Below are 19,347 nucleotides of genomic sequence, written 5' to 3' on the forward strand. Positions count from 1 at the left end.
GGGGAGGTCTTGTATGGGATTGCGGGCGATTACCGGTCTTATCGGAGCAGTACTCGTCTTGGCGATTGTATTTGTAGGCCGCGAATGGTTTACTCTTTTGATCGCTTTGCTTGCTTCTGTCGCCATGTTTGAAATAATGCGCATGAAACGGATCCCGCTGCTGTCCTTCCGGGGTGTAATCAGTATGGGCTTTATGTGGATACTGCTCGTGCCCACAGAATGGCTGGATTTTCCGTTTTTGCAGCATATAACGAAAACAGAGATTTTTTTGACGATGATTCTGGGCCTGCTTGCATTAACAGTAGTCACGAAAAACTCCTTCACCTTTGATGAAGCAGGGTTCGTCATTTTATCCTCTGTGTACATAGGGTACGGGTTTCACAGCTTGATTATGATCCGCCAGCTGCCGGACATCGGCCTTGCTGTTGTCATTCTGATTTTATTTTTAATCTGGGCAACCGATTCCGGAGCCTATTTTATTGGAAAGAATTTTGGGCGCCACCGGCCCTGGCCGGAGATCAGTCCGAAAAAAACCATCGAAGGATTTGTCGGGGGGCTTGTCGCGGCATTTATTGTCGGCTTCATCTTTGAGGCGGTGTACCCGGTATTTGAGTCCTACCTGATAATGAGTGCTTTTATTGTGGTGACATCCATCTTTGGCCAGCTCGGGGATCTGGTGGAATCAGCGCTGAAACGGCACTACGCGGTTAAGGATTCCGGGAATATTCTTCCTGGTCACGGCGGCATCCTGGACCGGTTCGACAGCCTGATTTTCGTTATGCCCCTGCTTCATTTTTTCTATTTTTTTGGTTAATACCTCAGACGCAGGTTGCCAACCTAAAGGAGTTTAAGCCATGAAACGAATAGCATTGCTTGGGTCCACCGGATCCATCGGTACACAGACGCTTGACGTTGTTCGACTGCATCCGGAACGGTTCCGGATAACAGCGATTGCTGCCGGGAAAAACGTTGACCTGGTGCGAAAGCAGATTGAAGAATTTTCCCCTGAAATTGCGGCTGTCCATACAAAGGAAGACGCCGAAACGCTTCAGGCGGAATACGGCGGACGCATGCGCATCGTCTGGGGCCACGACGGTCTGATGGAAATTGCGGGAAGCTCCTGTGACTTTCTGATGAACGCGGTCAGCGGCAGCATGGGGCTTGAGCCGACGCTCCGGGCGATTGAAAACCGGGTGGATATCGGGATTGCCAATAAAGAAACGCTCGTCACCGCAGGCCACCTTGTAATGGAGAAAGCAAAGGAGCACGGCGTACGCCTGCTCCCGGTTGACAGCGAGCATTCGGCGATCGCCCAGTGCCTCGAAGGAAATGAGTTAAAGGAAGTGAGCCGCCTGATTTTGACAGCTTCGGGAGGAAGCTTCCGTGACTATTCACGCAGTGATCTTGACGGAGTTACGGTGGAGGATGCCCTAAACCACCCGAACTGGAGCATGGGGGCCAAAATCACGATCGACTCGGCTACGATGATGAATAAAGGCTTTGAAGTCATCGAAGCCCACTGGCTGTTTGGTATTCCTTACGACCGTATTGATGTGCTGCTGCATAAAGAAAGCATTATTCATTCACTCGTGGAGTATCAGGACACCAGTGTGATTGCCCAGCTCGGACTGCCGGACATGCGCGTGCCGATCCAGTACGCGATGACCTATCCGGAACGGCTTGACTATCCGGCCAAGGAATCGCTGAACCTGTGGGAAATAGGCACGCTGCATTTTCAGCCGCCGGATTTTGAACGCTACCGAAGCCTCCGGCTGGCCTATGATGCCGGAAGAGCCGGTGGCTCCATGGGCACGGTGCTGAACGCTGCCAATGAACAGGCAGTTGCGATGTTTTTAAACAGCCAGTGTGCCTTTCTTGAAATTGAAACCGCTGTGGAAGAAGCGCTTGTACGCCACGAGCGGATTGAGCATCCGGATCTCGACACGATTTTACGAGTGGACCGGGAAACCAGAGAACACGTGCAGACGCTTTTAACGTGACGTTCTTTCACAAACACTCTATAATGGGAAGAAAGAGCAAAAGAAGAAGGTGAATAAGCTTTGGATACGCTGATAGCGGTAATTGTCATGTTCGGCTTATTGGTGGCCATACACGAGTGGGGCCATTTGTATTTTGCCAAAAAAGTCGGCATTTTGTGCCGGGAGTTTGCGATTGGCTTCGGACCGAAGATATTTTCGACGAAGCGCAATGAAACGGTTTATACCATCCGGCTGCTGCCGCTTGGCGGTTATGTGCGAATGGCCGGGGACGATCCGGACCCGGTCAATATTAAACCAGGCTATGAAATCGGCCTGACGTTTAACGATGCAGGAAAAGTAAAAGAAATCATCGTAAACAATAAATCCAAGCACCCGGAAGCAAAGGTTGTATCCGTGGAATCCATCGATATGGAGCACGAGCTGTATATTGAAGCGGTGGAGGATGAAGAAGAATCCGGGCTGAAGCGGTACGAGATCGACCGGACGTGCGATCTGATTGTCGATGAAAAGCGCGAGCAGATTGCGCCGTGGGACCGGCAGTTTGGCTCCAAACGGCCATGGAAAAAAGCAGTGGCCATTTTTGCCGGCCCGTTCATGAACTTTGTGCTCGCGTTCGTGCTGTTTGTTATTTACGCTCTCGCGCACGGTGTTCCGCAGGACACTCCGGCCATCGGCGGTATTGCCGGTGGTTCGCCGCTGGAAGAATCTGTGTTTGAAGAAGGCGATGTGATCACTTCCGTGGACGGCGAGTCCGTAAACTCCTGGGATGAAATGACCGGTATTGTCCAGGAGCGCCCGGGAGAAGAAGTCCCGGTCACCGCTGAACGCGGCGGAGAAACAATAGAAGACACTGTTACCATCGACGGCATCCCGGTGCAGGAGGGATCAAATGAGGAAGTCGGCCAGATCGGCGTTTATGCCGAACTGGAACGTTCCTTCACGGAATCGCTGCAGTACGGCGGTACTCAGCTGTATGAAGTGTCCACGCTGATTTTCCAGACGCTGGGCACGATAGTGACCGGGGAATTTTCCCTCGATGATCTGGCCGGTCCGGTAGGGATTTATGACGCGACGGATCAGGTAATTGCGACCGGGCTGCTGACCCTGATTGCATGGTCTGCTATGATCAGCGTCAATCTCGGGATCGTCAACCTCCTGCCGCTCCCGGCGCTTGATGGAGGACGGCTTTTGTTTATCATTGCCGAAGCGATCCGCGGCAAGCCGATCGAACCGCAGAAGGAAGGCATGATTCACCTTCTCGGCTTCGCGCTGCTGCTGCTGCTCATGATTGCAGTGACGTGGAACGATATTAACCGCTTATTCACGTAATAAAAAAACGGTGACGGAGCCAAAGCCCCGTCACCGTTCTTATGTTAAAATAACCAAAGAGCTTACAGACGCAGATGTATAAGAGAAAGAGGTTGATATAGTATGCGACAACAATTTTTATTCAGTCCCACTCTCCGGGATGTGCCGCAGGGAGCGGATATTGCGAGCCACCAGCTGATGCTCCGGGCTGGTCTGATCCGCCAGAGTGCAGCCGGGGTCTATTCCTACCTGCCGCTCGGCCACAGGGTGCTCCGTAAAATCGAAGGCATTGTCCGCGAGGAAATGGATGCAGCAAGCGGCCAGGAAGTACTGCTACCTGCCATGCAGCCGGCAGAGGTATGGCAGGCCTCGGGCCGCTATGACAATTACGGACCGGCGCTGATGCGCTTTAAAGACCGCCATCAGCGGGATTTTGTCCTCGGCCCGACGCACGAGGAAAATATTGCTGCCCTCGTAAAGGATGAGATGAATACATACAAACGCATGCCTGCGATTTTGTACCAGATTCAGACCAAATACCGCGATGAAGCGCGTCCGCGCTTTGGGGTGCTTCGCGCGCGCGAATTTATTATGAAGGACGCGTACTCGTTTGATACGTCCTACGAGGCGCAGAATGAAAGCTACTGGGCGATGTATCGTGCCTATGAGCGGATTTTCACCCGTCTGGGACTGGACTACCGGGCGGTGCAGGCAGATGCCGGAGCGATGGGCGGCCAGGGTGAAACCCATGAATTCACCGTGCTTTCCGACGTCGGGGAGGATACTATTGTGTATTCCGACGAAAGCGATTTTGCGGCCAATATCGAAATAGCCGCTATACCGGATAACGTCTCAAAACCGGAGCCGGTCGCAGAAGAAATGACCCTGGTCGATACGCCGGAGGAGCGCACGATTGAAGAAGTGGCTGCAAAGCTCGGGATCAAGCGTGAAGATTGTCTGAAAACCGTCGCATTTGACGCAGACGGCCGTCTCGTGGCTGTGCTTATGCGCGGCGATCATGATGTCAACGAAGTGAAGGTAGCAAACGCAGTGGGCGCTGAAGTGCTTGAACCCGCGTCCGCCGAGCGGATTGAAGAGGTGTTTGGAGCAGAGCCCGGCTTTATCGGTCCTTTCGGTCTGACTGAAGACGTGGAGGTGCTTGCCGATTACGCGGTCCGCGGCATGGCGGGCGCCGTATGCGGAGCCAACGAAAACGGCCGGCACTACCAGCACGCAGTGCCGGAAAGGGACTTCCCGGTGGGTCAGTACGCAGATCTGCGTTTCATCCAGGAAGGCGAACCATCCCCGGACGGCAAGGGCACGGTCCGTTTCGCCAAGGGTATTGAGGTCGGGCACGTGTTTAAGCTTGGCACGAAATACAGCGAAGCGCTCGGGGCAACGTTTTTGGATGAAAACGGTAAAGCCCGCCCAATCATTATGGGCAGCTACGGCGTCGGTGTGAGCCGGACGATTGCGGCCGTTATAGAGCAGAACCATGATGAGAGCGGTATCTGCTGGCCGAAGGCAGCCACCCCGTTTGATCTGCATCTGCTGGTGCTCAATCCGAAGCAGGACGAGCAGCAGCAGCTTGGCAATGAGCTGTACGAGACCCTGCAGAAGAGCGGATGGTCCTTGCTGCTCGATGACCGGAAAGAGCGGCCGGGAGTGAAGTTTAAGGACGCGGACCTCTACGGTCTGCCTGTGCGTATCGCCTGCGGGAAAAAAGCAGGAGAGCAGATTGTGGAAGTGAAATCCCGCACAGCCGAGGAAAACGTGGAGGTCGCTGTCAGTGAGCTTCCGCAGTATTTAGAGAAGCTGTGGGCTGAAATCCATTAACCCTTTCTGGTGTCTCCAGGAGGGGTTTCCCTCTTCCCGGTCCCTGCCGAAAGTGAATTTTTTTGATAAAATGAATGATAAAAGAACGAAGAAGTGAGGCGAGAAACGTGCAGACCGACCGTCACATCCAGCAGGAACGTTTTGAGTTGCTACTTGAGCAGATTGGCATGCCGGAGGAAGAAACCAACCGTTATTTTACCGAAGGCCGCCTCGAAAAGCTTGTTATTCATAAAGAACAAAAGCAGTGGCATTTCCACCTGACGCTTGCAGCGCCGCTGCCATTTACGGTATACGCGATGCTGAAGGAAAAACTGCAGTCCGCATTTGAAAGCATTGCTGACATTGATTTTACGCTTCATTACGAAGAAGGCACGACCGTGCCGGTGGACGCGGTCCCGGACTACTGGCCGCTGATTATGCAGAAGCTTGAAAGCTATGATTCCCACCTGCGCATGAGGCTGAACGGGGGAGCGCCGTTTTTGCGGGAGGGCGAGCTGATTTTCCCGTGTAAAAGCGATATTGAAATGAATTCGCTTGGGCCGAAGCTGCAGCAGACAATGGACGATGTTCTGCCGCTGTTCGGGCTGCCGGCCGCCACATTTACGATGGAAGCCAAAACGAGCGATGAAGAAAAGGAACAGTTTGAAGAAAAGAAAAAGCAGGAAGAGCACTCGAAAGTGATTGAAGCGATGATGGAGCGCAAGAAAAAGGAATCCGAAGCCGATTCCAAACGCGCCTCCCAGTCGATTCAGATCGGCTATCCGATCAAGGACGAAGCTGTACCGCTGAAGGATATCCGCGAGGAAGAGCGCCGCATTACGGTGGAGGGCTACATTTTCGAAGCGGAAACGAAGGAGCTCCGCAGCGGCCGGACGCTGTTAACGTTTAAAATTACCGACTACACCGATTCGATTATGATCAAAATGTTCTCCAAGGATAAAGAACAGGTGCCGCTGCTTGAAGCCGTGAAGAAAGGCATCTGGGTAAAGGCCCGTGGCGGTGTCCAGGATGATACGTTCGTCCGGGATCTGGTCATGATCGCAAATGACGTCATCCAGGTGCAGGGAGCGTCCAAAACCGATGATGCCGAAGAGAAGCGCGTCGAGCTGCATGCGCACACGAATATGAGTCAGATGGACGCGACCGTATCTGCTGGGGAATACGTGGCCCGGGCAGCCGAATGGGGCCACCCGGCGGTTACCATCACGGACCACGGCGTTGTCCAGTCGTTTCCGGAGGCTTACAATGCCGGCAAAAAGCACGACATTAAAGTGCTGTACGGCATGGAGGCGAACCTCGTCGATGACGGCGTCCCGATCGCCTACAACGAAGCGGACGTGGATCTTGAAACAGGAACCTACGTCGTTTTTGACGTGGAGACAACCGGTCTGTCGGTCGTGTACGACTCCATCATCGAGCTCGCAGCGGTAAAGGTAAAAGACGGCGAAATTATTGACCGGTTTGAACGCTTTTCAAACCCGCATGAAAAACTGACCGACACCATTATTAACCTGACAGGCATCACGGATGACATGCTCGTCGATGCGCCGGAAATTGAGCCGGTGCTCGAAGACTTTTACGCCTTTTCCAAGGACTCGGTGCTTGTCGCCCACAACGCAAGCTTTGACATGGGCTTTCTCCGGGAGGGCTACAAAAAAATCGGTAAAACGGCAGATATGCCGGTAATTGATACACTCGAATTCGGCCGCTTTTTGTATCCCAATTTAAAAAACCACCGGCTGAATACGCTCTGTAAAACGTTTGATATTGAACTCGTGAGCCATCACCGGGCGATTTACGATGCCGAAGCGACCGGGTATCTGCTGTGGAAAATGATGAAGGATGCGCTCGCCCAGGACATCACCAACCATAAACAGCTCAATGACAACATGGGCCAGTCCGGCTTTCACCGCCTGCGCCCGTCGCACTGCACGCTGATCGCCCAGACGCAGGAAGGACTGAAAAACCTGTACCACCTCGTCACGCTTTCTCATCTGGAATATTTTTTCCGGACACCGAGAATTCCACGTTCGAAGCTGCAGAAATACCGAGAAGGTATACTCGTCGGCTCAGCGTGTGACAAAGGCGAAGTGTTTGAAACGATGATGCAGAAATCAGAGGACGAAGCGAAAAAAGCCGCTGAATTTTACGACTACCTCGAGGTGCAGCCGCCGGAAAACTATGCGCACCTGGTGGAAAAAGAGCTTCTGAAAAGCTACGACGACGTCAAGGACGTGATTCAGAAAATCATCCGTACCGGGGACGAACTGAACCTGCCGGTCGTTGCTACCGGTAACGCCCACTATATGGATGAGCACGACTACAGCTACCGGCAGATCCTGATTGCGTCGCAGGGCGGGGCGAACCCGCTGAACAACCAGACGCTTCCGCAGGTGCACTTTCGCACCACCGGGGAAATGCTTTCCTGCTTTGATTTTCTGGACGACCGCACTGCAGAAAAGATTGTGGTGGAAAACACCCAGGCGATCGCAGATCAGGTGGAAACGATTCATCCGGTGCCGAGCGACCTGTATACACCAAACATCGAAGGCTCGGATAAAGAAATACGGGAAATGTGCTACCGCCGGGCGGAGAGCATTTACGGCTCGCCTATACCGGAACTAGTAAAAACCAGGCTTGATAAAGAGCTCGACAGTATCATCGGCAACGGCTTTGACGTCATCTATCTGATTTCGCAGAAGCTCGTAAAAAAATCCCTCGAAGACGGCTATCTTGTCGGCTCCCGGGGCTCGGTCGGCTCTTCGTTTGTTGCCACGATGACAGAAATTACTGAAGTGAACCCGCTGCCGCCGCATTACGTTTGCCCGGAATGCAAGCAGTCGACGTTTTTTGACGACGGCTCGGTCGGCTCCGGCTTCGACCTCGCGGACAAGCTGTGCGACAGCTGCGGCGTGGACATGATTAAAGACGGCCACGATATCCCGTTTGAAACGTTTCTCGGGTTTAAAGGCGATAAAGTACCCGATATTGACCTGAACTTCTCCGGCGACTACCAGCCGCGGGCCCATAATTATACGAAAGAACTGTTCGGCGAGGAAAAAGTGTACCGCGCAGGAACGATCGGTACCGTGGCGGACAAAACAGCGTATGGATTTGTGAAGGGCTATCAGAGCGACCACGAGCTGCATCTGCGCGGAGCGGAGATTGACCGGCTCGTGAGCGGATGCACAGGCGTCAAGCGGACAACCGGTCAGCACCCGGGCGGAATTATCGTTGTTCCGGATGAGTATGACATTCACGACTTCTCTCCGATTCAGTTTCCGGCAGACGACAAAACGTCGGAATGGAAAACGACGCACTTTGACTTTCACTCCATCCACGACAACCTGCTGAAGCTTGATATTCTCGGCCACGATGATCCGACCGTCATACGCATGCTGCAGGATTTAAGCGGTATTGATCCGCAGACGATTCCGACCGATGACGCAGAAGTCATGAAAATCTTTGGCGGACCGGAAGTGCTTGGTGTGACGCCGGAGCAGATTAACTGCAAAACGGGCACGTACGGCATTCCGGAATTTGGCACCCGGTTTGTGCGCCAGATGCTTGAAGATACGAAGCCGTCGACGTTTTCCGAGCTCGTTCAGATTTCCGGGCTCTCCCACGGCGCGGACGTCTGGGTCGGAAACGCCCAGGAGCTGATCCAGAACGGGACCTGTGAACTGAAGGACGTGATCGGCTGCCGGGACGACATTATGGTGTATCTGATCTACAAAGGCATTGAGCATTCGCTCGCCTTTAAAATCATGGAGTTCGTCCGTAAGGGACGCGGGCTCGACCCGGAATGGATTGAGGAAATGAAAAACCACGGCGTGCCGGAGTGGTACATTCAGTCGTGCCTGAAAATTAAATACATGTTCCCGAAAGCGCACGCCACCGCCTACGTGCTGATGGCAGTCCGGATTGCCTACTTTAAAGTGCACCATCCGATCCTGTTTTATGCAGCGTACTTTACGGTCCGGGCGGATGACTTTGACCTGCCGACCATGATTAACGGCAGCACCTCGATCCGCGCGAAGCTGGATGAAATTCAGGCGAAGGGCTTTGACGCCTCTCCGAAGGAAAAAAGCCTTGTGACCGTGCTTGAGCTTGCGCTTGAAATGACCGAGCGCGGCTACCGTTTCCAGAAGGTGGACCTGTACCGTTCGGAGGCGAGCGAATTTGTCGTCGACGGCGACCAGCTGATTCCGCCGTTCAACGCTTTGGAAGGCGTAGGAACGAACGCAGCGGTTAACATTGTAAAGGCTCGCGCCGACGGGGAGTTTTTATCCAAGGAAGACCTGCAGCAGCGGAGCAAGGCAACCAAAACAGTGATCGAGCACCTCGACCTGCACGGATGCCTTGATGGGCTGCCGGATACCAACCAGCTTTCTCTGTTCTAAACACTAGCCAGACTTGCGAAAATGCACAAATCGTGCTATGATAATGGGCAGTGAGAGGTATATCGAGACGGCGAAAGAGTGGGTGGATACCCACTCTTTCATTTATGGTTGAAGCTTTCTGCATAAAATAAACTATATACTATCATTGGAAGAAATGAAGATGATGACAAAGCAGCAGGGAGGTACGTAATGAAAGAAAGTATTAAAGACATCGCAGCACGTCTGGCGCGGCCGATTGCTGAAGAACTGGACCTGGAACTTGTGGATACGGAATATAAAAAAGAAGGAAAAAACTGGTACCTTCGGGTATTTGTGGACAGCCCCTCCGGTGTGCATCTTGAAGACTGTGGACGGGTGAGCGAACGGCTGAGCGAACAGCTCGACGAGATGGACCCTGTCCAGGAGGCTTATTATCTGGAGGTTTCTTCGCCGGGCGCGGAACGGCCGCTGAATAACGAAGCGGATATCCGCCGTTCAGTCGGAAAAAACGTGTACGTGACCACGTATGAACCCGTTGAAGGAGAAAAAGCGTTCGAAGGAAAGCTGAGTGACTTCAAAGACGGTGAGCTTTTGATTACCACCAAACAGAAGCAGAGGGAACGCACGGTGCATATACCGTACAGCAAAGTAGCTAAAGCAAGGCTCGCCATCATTTTTTAACGGTGCGGCGGGCATCGAGAAAAAGGAGGATCTGAATTCCATGAATGCAGACTTTATGGAAGCATTGGACGTACTGGAAAATGACAAGGGAATCGATAAGGAAATAGTGCTCGAAGCCATCGAAGCCGCGTTGATTTCCGCCTACAAGCGAAACTTCAACCAGGCGCAGAATGTCCGGGTGGACGTCAACCGTGATACCGGATCGATTCACGTATTTGCCCGCAAAGAAGTGGTCGAAGAGGTATTCGATCCGCGGCTTGAAATCTCTCAGGAGGAAGCGCAGGCGATCAGCCCGTCGTACGAGCTGGACGACGTCGTGGAAATGGAAGTGACCCCGAAAAACTTCGGGCGCATCGCTGCCCAGACGGCGAAGCAGGTTGTGACCCAGCGCGTGCGCGAAGCCGAGCGCGGCATCATCTATTCCGATTTTATCGACCGCGAAGAGGATATTATGACCGGCATCGTGCAGCGTCAGGACCACCGCTTTATCTACGTGGACCTCGGGAAAGTAGAAGCGCTGCTGCCGCAGAGCGAGCAGATGCAAAATGAAACGTACAACCATAATGACCGCCTGAAAGCGTACATCACCAAAGTGGAAAAAACGACCAAGGGACCGCAGATTGTTATTTCCCGTACGCACCCGGGTCTTTTGAAGCGGCTGTTTGAGCTTGAGGTGCCGGAGATTTATGACGGCACGGTGGAAATTATTTCAGTGGCACGGGAAGCGGGCGACCGCTCGAAAATCTCAGTGTTTGCGGACGATCCGGAAGTGGACCCGGTCGGCTCCTGCGTCGGTCCGAACGGCCAGCGCGTGCAGACGATCGTGAAAGAGCTGAAGGGCGAAAAAATCGACATCGTGCAGTGGTCGGATAATCCGGTGGAGTACGTCGCCAACTCATTGAGCCCGGCAAAAGCCCTCGATGTTCAGGTGAACGAAGAGGAAAAAAGCACGCTTGTCGTGGTACCGGACTACCAGCTTTCCCTTGCTATCGGCAAGCGCGGACAGAACGCCCGCCTGGCCGCCAAGCTCACCGGCTGGAAGATCGACATTAAAAGTGAAACTGAAGCTGAAGAGCTCGGAATCTTTTCGCCGGAGGATGCAGAAGAAATTCCGGTGACAAGCACAAGCATTGATTTAGATACAGAAGATTTGTAAAAATGAGGGTGAACGGCTATGGTTAAAAAAATTCCCATGAGAAAATGCATTATTACTGGAGAAGAAAAGCCCAAGAAAGAATTGGTGCGAGTCGTTCGGGACCCGGATAACACCGTGTTTGTCGACCGCTCCGGTAAGAAGAACGGCCGGGGTGCGTATTTAACAGACAGTGATGATGTGTTTTTACAGGCGAAAGCCAAGGATTCGCTGAGCCGCCATTTAAAAGTAAAAGTAGCGGCCGAAGACTATGACCGTCTCCTCGAAGAGCGCAGAGGCGCGAGTCATGAACGATAAAGCATTATCCTTTCTCGGCCTTGCCGCGCGGGCAGGAGAGCTGAAAAGCGGCGATGATACCGTTCTTAAAACCGTGCAGACCAAAAAAGCACAGCTGGTCATCGTTGCTGGGGATGCCTCTGCCAATACGATTAAAAAGTTCAAGGATAAAACAAGTTTTTATTCATGTCCTTTTCGGGTTGCCGGCACGAAAGCAGGTCTCGGTGAGGCGATCGGAAAAGAATCAAGAACCATTTTATCCGTCACAGAACGCGGCTTTGCCAAAAAGCTGACAAAATTGATAGATGAAGAAATAAATTAAGAAGGACGTGTAGATGGACGAAAAACGAACAATATTCAGGAACGATATCTTTGGAAGGAATGTGATGTCACTATGAGTAAAGTGAGAAGCAATAAAACAAGAAACACCCAGGGAAACAGAGGCCCAAGCAAGAAAAAGACCACCCAGAAACGCCCGGGAGGCGGCCGCAAAGAACAGCAGGCCACACCGGAAAAGATCACATTTGCCGGCAGTCTTTCCGTCGGGGAACTGGCAGAAAAGCTGAATAAGGAAAGCTCTGAAATCATTAAAAAATTAATGAATCTCGGAGTGATGGCGACCATCAACGAAACGCTCGAGGCAGAAACCATTGAACTGATCGCGACGGATTACGGCGTAGCGGTGGAGCAGGAAGAAGTGGTGGATGAACTCGATATTGATAACTATGTCGAGCAGGACGATCCTGCAAAGCTGCAGGAACGCCCGCCGGTAGTAACAATTATGGGCCACGTCGACCACGGGAAAACGACGCTTCTAGACTCCATCCGCCATACAAAGGTGACCTCCGGGGAAGCCGGCGGCATTACCCAGCATATCGGCGCCTATCAGGTGGAAGAAAACAACAAGCTGATTACCTTCCTTGATACGCCTGGACACGCAGCGTTTACGACGATGCGTGCGCGCGGTGCTGAAGTCACCGATATTACGGTTCTGGTTGTGGCGGCTGACGACGGTGTCATGCCGCAGACAAGAGAAGCCATCAACCACGCCAAGGCGGCCGAGGTGCCAATCATTGTCGCGGTAAACAAAATGGACAAGGAAGGCGCGAACCCGGACCGGGTCATGCAGGAGCTGATGGAATTTCAGTTAGTGCCGGAAGCATACGGCGGGGAAACGATCTTTGTAAACCTTTCTGCGATTCACGGGGAAGGCATTGATGAACTGCTCGAAATGATTCTGCTTGTCGCTGAAGTAGAAGACTTTAAAGCGAACCCGGACAAACGGGCACGCGGCAGCGTCGTAGAAGCGGAGCTTGATAAAGGACGCGGCCCGGTTGCCACTCTGCTCGTTCAAAACGGCACGCTGCATGTCGGTGAGCCGATTGTAGTTGGCAACGCCTTTGGCCGGATCCGGGCAATGGTCGATGATCTTGGCCGCCAGGTGAAAAGCGCGGGACCATCCAAGCCGGTGGAAATTATCGGCCTGAACGATGTGCCGCAGGCAGGCGATCCGTTTGTTGTCTTTGAAGAAGAGAAAAAAGCACGCCAGATTGCCGATGCGCGTAAGAGCCGGGCAAAGGACGCCGAGCGCGCCCAAACCTCGAAAATCAACCTTGATGATCTGTTCAGCCAGATCCAGGAAAACGACATGAAAGAAATCAACGTGATTGTGAAAGCGGACGTTCAGGGCTCGGTCGAAGCGCTTCGCGGATCGCTTGAAAAAATAGAAGTAGAAGGCTGCAAAATCAATATTGTACACGCCGGTGCCGGCGCAATTGCAGAATCAGACGTCATCCTCGCTTCGGCCTCCAACGCGATCATTATCGGCTTTAATGTCCGTCCGGACGTAAACGCCAAGCGTACGGCCGATGCGGAAAATGTGGATCTTCGTCTCCACCAGGTTATCTACAATGCGATTGAAGAAATTGAAACAGCCATGAAAGGCATGCTCGACCCAATCTATGAAGAGCGCGTGCTCGGACAGGTTGAAGTGCGTCAGCTGTTTAAAGTCTCCCGCGTTGGTACGATTGCCGGAAGCTATGTGCTCGAAGGCAAAATCACCCGGGACTCCAAAGTCCGTGTCGTACGTGACGGCGTGGTAATTTTCGACGGCGGCATCAAGGATCTGAAGCGTTATAAAGACGATGCCAAGGAAGTTGCCTCCGGCTACGAGTGCGGTGTAACCCTTGAGAACTTTAACGACCTTAAAGAAGGCGACATTATGGAGCCGTATATCATGGAGGAAGTTAAACGCACATGATCGGCGTCGTCCATGTAGAGTGCATGCTTTATGAAGCGAGTCACTTAAAGCAGAAGCGGGCGGTGCTTCAGAGCGTAAAAACAAAGCTGAAGCACCGCAACCTCTCCGTGGCGGAAACGGATTATCAGGAGCTTTGGCAGCGGGCAGCTCTGTCGATTGTCACTGTGCATAATGAAAAGGCCGGGGCAGAAAAAGAGCTGCAGCGTGCCATTCATATGATTGAAAGTTATACGGAATGGGAAATAACCTCCGTACACTATGAATGGTTATAGGAGGAACAGTGATGGCTAATATACGTGCTCAGCGTGTAGGAGAGCAGATTAAAAAAGAAGTATCGGATATTTTTGCGCGCGGAATCAAAGATCCGCGGGTGCAGTTTGTAACGGTAACCGACGTAGAGGTGACCGGAGATCTGCAGCAGGCAACGATTTTTATAACGGTTCTCGGAGAAGAAAAAGACAAAGAGGAAGCGTTTCAGGGCCTCGAAAAAGCCCGGGGATTCATCCGCAGTGAAATCGGAAAACGAATCCAGCTTCGCAAAACACCGGAAATCTTCTTTTCCTTCGATGAATCGATCGAATACGGCAACCGCATTGAATCGCTTCTGCGCGATTTAAATGAGCGGGAGAAGTAGAAGAAGGAAGCTGTTTTAAAGTTGGAAAAGCTGTTGCTGACTTTGAAACAGCTTTTCCTATGTACATTGAATTCTGAAACGGAAGTGAGCGAAACAGCCCTATGATTGATGGAATCATTCCTTTGTGGAAAGAAGCAGGGGTTACCTCCCATGATTGTGTAGTGCGTGCACGCCGGCTGCTCAAAACAAAAAAAATCGGTCATTCCGGTACGCTTGATCCGTCAGTGACCGGTGTGCTCCCGCTTTGTGTCGGAAAAGCCACCAAGGCGGTGGATTACCTGCACGAAGCCCCAAAAGCGTATGAAGGAATCATCACTCTTGGGAAAACGACAACGACTGAAGACGCTGACGGGGAAACGGTGGCGACCCTTCAGGTAAAAAAGGCTCCGGCAAGGCACAGCATCGAAGCAGCGCTTGAAGCGCTGACCGGAACGGTAACCCAGGTGCCGCCCATGTATTCAGCCGTCAAAGTACGGGGGCGCAAGCTGTACGAATATGCCCGGGAGGGCATAGAGGTCGAGCGTCCTGTGCGGGAAGCCCGTATTTATGATTTCCGGCTGCTTGAGATGGACGTGGCTCCGCAGGACGGAGAATTTTCCTTTAAGGTGCATGTGAGCTGCAGCAAAGGAACCTACGTGCGCACCCTGGCCGTCGACGCCGGGGAAAAGCTCGGTTATCCGGCGCACCTGCAGCAGCTCGTCCGGACGGCGTCCGGCGGGTTTGGGCCGGAGCACAGCTCCACGTGGAAGGAACTCGAAGCCCTGCTTGCCAAAGACCGTCTCGCAGACGCCGCGTACCCGGTAGACTGGGCCGTGGCTCACCTTCCGGCCATCACAGTGTCGGAGAAAACAGCAGAGCAGATCAGTCACGGGCGCGTGCTGCCGGCAGAATGGTTCCGGGAGCAGACGATGGCAGTAAAGGCAGAGAGCGGAAAGCCGCTGGCCGTATATACGGCGCATCCGGATAAGCCCGGCATTTTCAAACCAAAAACAATGCTTCTTTGATAGCGTGAATGAAAGAATATCGGCAGGTGAAAATAATGGAAGTTCATCATTTTGTACATCCACATACGTTAACGGCCTCGCTCTCAGAACCGAAAGTGATGGCGCTGGGGTACTTCGACGGGGTGCATCGCGGCCACGCCGAAGTGATTGAAAAGGCCCGGCAGACAGCAGAAGACAGGGGGCTGCCGCTCGCTGTTATGACCTTCCATCCGCACCCGAAGGTGGTACTCTCAAAACAGACGGAAGAGGATATGTTCTATTTGACCCCGTTGGAGGAAAAACAGCGTATTCTCGAATCACTCGGAGTGGAAAAGCTGTACATTGTGCGGTTTGACCAGGATTTTGCGTCCCTCGACCCTCAGGCTTTTGTGGATGCTTATATCATTGATCTCGGCGTAAAGCACGCGGTGGCCGGATTTGATTTTTCGTACGGGAAATTCGGGCGCGGTACGATGGAGACGCTCCCGTATCATTCAAGGGACGCCTTTACATTTTCCACGGTATCCCCGTATACCGAAGACGGAGAGAAGGTGAGTTCCACCTGGATCCGCCGGATGGTGGAGGAGGGGGAAATGGTCAAAGCCGCCCGTCTGCTCGGACGCTGGTATACATTCGAAGGTACTGTCGTCGAAGGGGAGAAACGCGGACGGACGATCGGTTTTCCAACGGCCAACATCCAGTCCGAAGAGCCGTACCTGCTTCCAAACGACGGCGTGTACGCCGTGCGCGCACTGATCGATGGCCGCTGGTACCGCGGGATGTGCAATATTGGCTACAAGCCGACATTTCACGACGAACGGGACGGCCCGCCGGAAATTGAAGTTCATCTGTTTGAGTTCAATGGAGATATTTACGGTAAAACGGTCCGGATTGAGTGGCGGGACCGACTGCGCGGGGAAGTGAAATTTCCTTCTCTCGATGCACTTGTTTCCCAGCTGCATGAGGACAAACGCTCCGCCGAGCAGGTGCTCCAGCAGGAAATCAGGGATTAAAACCTGTTTTTCCTTGCGTTTTTCCTCTTCAAAAGGTAAGATGGTTGATGTATGGAAACTACTTCTTGGCTTGCACGCGCCTCCTGCGGCTTGCGAGGAAATAGTTGAAACAAAATAACAAAAGGAGGTCGACTGAATGGCTTTAACACCAGAGCGTAAATCAGAGTTGATCGAAGAGTACAAAACACATGAAGGCGACACCGGTTCCCCGGAAGTACAGATCGCTATTTTAACGGAGCAGATCGTTTCGTTGAACGGACACCTGCGTGAGCATAAAAAGGACCACCATTCCCGCCGCGGGCTTTTGAAAATGGTTGGTAAGCGCCGTAACCTGTTAACGTACGTTCGTAATCAGGATATCACGCGTTACCGCGACATCATTAATAAACTCGGCTTGCGCCGTTAAGAAGTACTGGGAAGCGGGAGGTATCTCCCGCTTTTTCTCTTACCTAAAAACAATTATGTGCATAACGTATGCGGCTGTGCGGTATGAATTGACCCCTTACGCACATCTCACAAGCTTAGCGCGTAAGCAGCGGGACTTCCGCGCTAAGCTTGTGCGCACGAAAGGGTTTCCAGCCAGCAGGAAGTACCGGCGGGATGGAGCATTTATACCCGGATAGGCAGGCGTATACGTGAAAAAACGTATAGGAGGTCCTGAAATTTGGAACAAGAAAAGAAAACCTACTCAATTGAATGGGCGGGGCAGACGCTGACCGTCGAAACAGGCCACATAGCAAAACAGGCCAACGGAGCGGTCATGATCCGCTACGGAGACACCGTCGTGCTTTCCACCGTGACGGCTTCAAAGGAACCAAAGGATCTTCCGTTCTTCCCGCTTACGGTAAATTACGAAGAGCGGCTGTATGCGGCAGGGAAAATTCCCGGCGGCTTTATTAAGCGCGAAGGACGCCCGAGCGAAACGGCGGTTTTAACGAGTCGTCTGATTGACCGGCCGATCCGCCCGCTTTTCCCGGACGGCTTCCGTAACGATGTGCAGGTAATCAACATGGTGATGAGCGTGGACCAGTCCGCTTCTCCGGAAATTGCGGCCATGGTCGGCTCCTCGCTTGCTCTCTCCCTGTCGGATATTCCGTTTTACGGCCCGGTTTCAGGTGCCGTTATTGGACGGGTCGACGGCGAATTTGTCGTCAATCCGTCGGAATCCGAAGCGGCGAGAAGCGACATTGAACTGACGGTTGCCGGCACGAAAGACGCCATCAACATGGTGGAAGCCGGAGCGGACGAAGTGCCGGAGGAAACAATGCTTGAAGGCATTATGTTCGGCCACGAAGAAATCAAGCGCCTGGTGGAATTCCAGGAAGGTATTATCAGTGAGCTTGGCCGGGAGAAAATGGAAGTACAGCTGTCCCAGACGGACAAAGACCTCGAGGAAACGATCAGAAGCGAGTTCCAGGACTCCGTAAAAGAAGCGGTAATGGTCAACGATAAAAAAGAGCGCGACGTGGCTATTCAGGAGCTGAAAACGCAGATCTCCGAGCCATATGAAGAAGAAGAGCAGCATAGCGAGGTAAAGGACATCTTTGAAAAACTTGTCAAGGCAGAGTTCCGCCGCCTGATCACCGAGGAGCATATCCGTCCGGACGGACGCGGGCCGGACGACATCCGCCAGCTGACATCCGAGGTGGACATTCTGCCGCGCACGCACGGCTCCGGTTTGTTTACCCGCGGCCAGACGCAGGCGCTCAGCATCTGTACGCTCGGCGCTCTTGGAGAGGTTCAGATCATCGACGGCCTCGGCACCGAAACGTCGAAGCGGTTTTTGCATCACTATAACTTCCCGAACTTCAGTGTCGGGGAAACCGGTCCGATCCGCGGGCCGGGCCGGCGCGAAATCGGGCACGGCGCTCTCGGCGAACGCGCCCTGGAAAAGGTCGTTCCATCCGAAGAGGAGTTCCCGTATACGATCCGCCTGGTATCTGAAGTGCTTGAATCCAACGGCTCCACCTCCCAGGCAAGCATCTGCGCGAGCACGCTTGCCATGATGGACGCCGGTGTGCCGATCAAGTCACCGGTGGCCGGCATTGCGATGGGGCTTGTAAAAGAAGGCGATGACCTGGCTGTATTAACCGACATTCAGGGCATGGAAGACGCCCTTGGCGACATGGACTTTAAAGTAGCCGGAACGGCAGACGGCGTAACGGCGCTGCAAATGGACATTAAGCTGGCGGGTATTGACCGCGAAGTGCTCGAATTTGCTCTCAAACGGGCAAAGGTGGCACGCATGAAGGTACTCGAAAACATGCTCGCTACGATCAGCGAGACACGCGGCGAGCTTTCCCCGTACGCCCCGAAAATCATGTCCATGCATATCAAGCCGGATAAAATCCGTGATGTGATCGGCCCGAGCGGGAAAACGATCAATCAGATTATTGAAGATACCGGTGTGAAAATTGATATCGAGCAGGACGGCACTGTCTTTATTTCCTCGACCGAACAGGATAAGAACGAGGAAGCGAAAAAAATTATTGAAGATTTAATTCGTGAAGTGGAGCCGGGCGAGACGTATTTAGGAAAGGTCAAACGCGTCGAGAAATTTGGCGCCTTCGTGGAGCTGTTTAAAGGAAAAGAAGGCCTTGTCCATATTTCCCAGCTGAACCACGAGCGCGTAAACAAAGTGGAAGACGTGGTCTCCATCGGGGACGAAATCATGGTCAAGGTAACAGAAATAGACAATCAGGGACGGATTAACCTGTCGAGAAAAGCGTTGCTTGCCAAAGAAAGCTCCGACACTTCTTCTCAGTAATCCAGCTATAGATCAGCAGGGACTTGGATTTCCAGGTCCTTTTTTTTATAAATA

The 19,347-nt window shown here is 52.8% G+C and carries 15 protein-coding genes and 1 pseudogene; all 16 read left to right on the top strand.

The window, feature by feature from the left end:
* The first annotated feature begins 13 nt into the window (after positions 1-13).
* A complete protein-coding gene (locus SIC45_RS05855) occupies positions 14-814 on the top strand; it encodes a phosphatidate cytidylyltransferase (RefSeq protein WP_298784390.1) in 801 nt (266 codons plus the stop codon).
* A gap of 40 nt (positions 815-854) precedes the next feature.
* Positions 855-2,000, top strand: a complete 1,146-nt coding sequence (locus SIC45_RS05860) for a 1-deoxy-D-xylulose-5-phosphate reductoisomerase (protein WP_319631389.1) — start codon at positions 855-857, stop codon at positions 1,998-2,000.
* Positions 2,001-2,060: 60 nt separating this feature from the next.
* Positions 2,061-3,329, top strand: coding sequence for an RIP metalloprotease RseP (gene rseP / locus SIC45_RS05865; RefSeq protein WP_319631390.1), 1,269 nt, complete (start codon positions 2,061-2,063; stop codon positions 3,327-3,329).
* Between the two features lie 102 nt (positions 3,330-3,431).
* Positions 3,432-5,144 (top strand): proline--tRNA ligase, encoded by a 1,713-nt coding sequence (locus SIC45_RS05870; protein WP_319631391.1) that lies wholly within the window; start codon positions 3,432-3,434, stop codon positions 5,142-5,144.
* A 74-nt stretch (positions 5,145-5,218) separates the two neighbouring features.
* Positions 5,219-9,547: a PolC-type DNA polymerase III gene (locus SIC45_RS05875; protein ID WP_319631392.1), complete on the top strand. Its 4,329-nt coding sequence runs from the start codon at positions 5,219-5,221 to the stop codon at positions 9,545-9,547.
* Positions 9,548-9,736: 189 nt separating this feature from the next.
* The gene (gene rimP / locus SIC45_RS05880; RefSeq protein ID WP_022792805.1) at positions 9,737-10,207 is read left to right on the top strand and encodes a ribosome maturation factor RimP; all 471 of its coding nucleotides are present in this window, start codon (positions 9,737-9,739) and stop codon (positions 10,205-10,207) included.
* A gap of 40 nt (positions 10,208-10,247) precedes the next feature.
* Positions 10,248-11,363, top strand: coding sequence for a transcription termination factor NusA (gene nusA, locus SIC45_RS05885; protein ID WP_298784400.1), 1,116 nt, complete (start codon positions 10,248-10,250; stop codon positions 11,361-11,363).
* Positions 11,364-11,381: 18 nt separating this feature from the next.
* Complete coding sequence (rnpM, locus tag SIC45_RS05890) at positions 11,382-11,657, top strand: RNase P modulator RnpM (RefSeq protein ID WP_298784402.1); 276 nt, start codon at positions 11,382-11,384, stop codon at positions 11,655-11,657.
* Positions 11,647-11,958: a L7Ae/L30e/S12e/Gadd45 family ribosomal protein gene (locus SIC45_RS05895; protein ID WP_413645503.1), complete on the top strand. Its 312-nt coding sequence runs from the start codon at positions 11,647-11,649 to the stop codon at positions 11,956-11,958. The genes rnpM and SIC45_RS05895 overlap by 11 nt, the downstream gene beginning before the upstream one ends.
* 180 nt (positions 11,959-12,138) lie before the next feature.
* Positions 12,139-13,896: pseudogene (gene infB, locus SIC45_RS05900) on the top strand (translation initiation factor IF-2); the annotation flags it as partial.
* The gene (locus SIC45_RS05905) at positions 13,893-14,168 is read left to right on the top strand and encodes a DUF503 domain-containing protein (RefSeq protein ID WP_298784408.1); all 276 of its coding nucleotides are present in this window, start codon (positions 13,893-13,895) and stop codon (positions 14,166-14,168) included. The pseudogene infB and the gene SIC45_RS05905, both read left to right, overlap by 4 nt.
* Before the next feature lie 11 nt (positions 14,169-14,179).
* The gene (gene rbfA, locus SIC45_RS05910; RefSeq protein WP_022792811.1) at positions 14,180-14,530 is read left to right on the top strand and encodes a 30S ribosome-binding factor RbfA; all 351 of its coding nucleotides are present in this window, start codon (positions 14,180-14,182) and stop codon (positions 14,528-14,530) included.
* A gap of 101 nt (positions 14,531-14,631) precedes the next feature.
* Positions 14,632-15,534, top strand: a complete 903-nt coding sequence (gene truB / locus SIC45_RS05915) for a tRNA pseudouridine(55) synthase TruB (RefSeq protein ID WP_319631393.1) — start codon at positions 14,632-14,634, stop codon at positions 15,532-15,534.
* Positions 15,535-15,569: 35 nt separating this feature from the next.
* Positions 15,570-16,526, top strand: a complete 957-nt coding sequence (locus SIC45_RS05920) for a bifunctional riboflavin kinase/FAD synthetase (protein ID WP_319631394.1) — start codon at positions 15,570-15,572, stop codon at positions 16,524-16,526.
* 136 nt (positions 16,527-16,662) lie between these two features.
* Positions 16,663-16,932, top strand: coding sequence for a 30S ribosomal protein S15 (rpsO, locus tag SIC45_RS05925; RefSeq protein WP_298784413.1), 270 nt, complete (start codon positions 16,663-16,665; stop codon positions 16,930-16,932).
* Positions 16,933-17,190: 258 nt separating this feature from the next.
* Entirely contained in the window at positions 17,191-19,293 is a 2,103-nt protein-coding gene (locus SIC45_RS05930; RefSeq protein ID WP_319631395.1) for a polyribonucleotide nucleotidyltransferase, read from the top strand.
* Positions 19,294-19,347: the final 54 nt, after the last annotated feature.

This window comes from Marinococcus sp. PL1-022 (assembly GCF_033845285.1).
Taxonomy (GTDB): Bacteria; Bacillota; Bacilli; order Bacillales; family Marinococcaceae; genus Marinococcus.

Bases quoted from the DNA above. Each gene is read 5' to 3' on its own strand.
- SIC45_RS05855 (WP_298784390.1), top strand. From the start codon at position 14: ATGGGATTGCGGGCGATTACCGGTCTTATCGGAGCAGTACTCGTCTTG.
- SIC45_RS05860 (WP_319631389.1), top strand. From the start codon at position 855: ATGAAACGAATAGCATTGCTTGGGTCCACCGGATCCATCGGTACACAG.
- SIC45_RS05870 (WP_319631391.1), top strand. From the start codon at position 3,432: ATGCGACAACAATTTTTATTCAGTCCCACTCTCCGGGATGTGCCGCAG.
- SIC45_RS05875 (WP_319631392.1), top strand. From the start codon at position 5,219: ATGATAAAAGAACGAAGAAGTGAGGCGAGAAACGTGCAGACCGACCGT.
- rimP (WP_022792805.1), top strand. From the start codon at position 9,737: ATGAAAGAAAGTATTAAAGACATCGCAGCACGTCTGGCGCGGCCGATT.
- nusA (WP_298784400.1), top strand. From the start codon at position 10,248: ATGAATGCAGACTTTATGGAAGCATTGGACGTACTGGAAAATGACAAG.
- rnpM (WP_298784402.1), top strand. From the start codon at position 11,382: ATGGTTAAAAAAATTCCCATGAGAAAATGCATTATTACTGGAGAAGAA.
- SIC45_RS05895 (WP_413645503.1), top strand. From the start codon at position 11,647: ATGAACGATAAAGCATTATCCTTTCTCGGCCTTGCCGCGCGGGCAGGA.
- SIC45_RS05905 (WP_298784408.1), top strand. From the start codon at position 13,893: ATGATCGGCGTCGTCCATGTAGAGTGCATGCTTTATGAAGCGAGTCAC.
- rbfA (WP_022792811.1), top strand. From the start codon at position 14,180: ATGGCTAATATACGTGCTCAGCGTGTAGGAGAGCAGATTAAAAAAGAA.
- truB (WP_319631393.1), top strand. From the start codon at position 14,632: ATGATTGATGGAATCATTCCTTTGTGGAAAGAAGCAGGGGTTACCTCC.
- SIC45_RS05920 (WP_319631394.1), top strand. From the start codon at position 15,570: ATGGAAGTTCATCATTTTGTACATCCACATACGTTAACGGCCTCGCTC.
- rpsO (WP_298784413.1), top strand. From the start codon at position 16,663: ATGGCTTTAACACCAGAGCGTAAATCAGAGTTGATCGAAGAGTACAAA.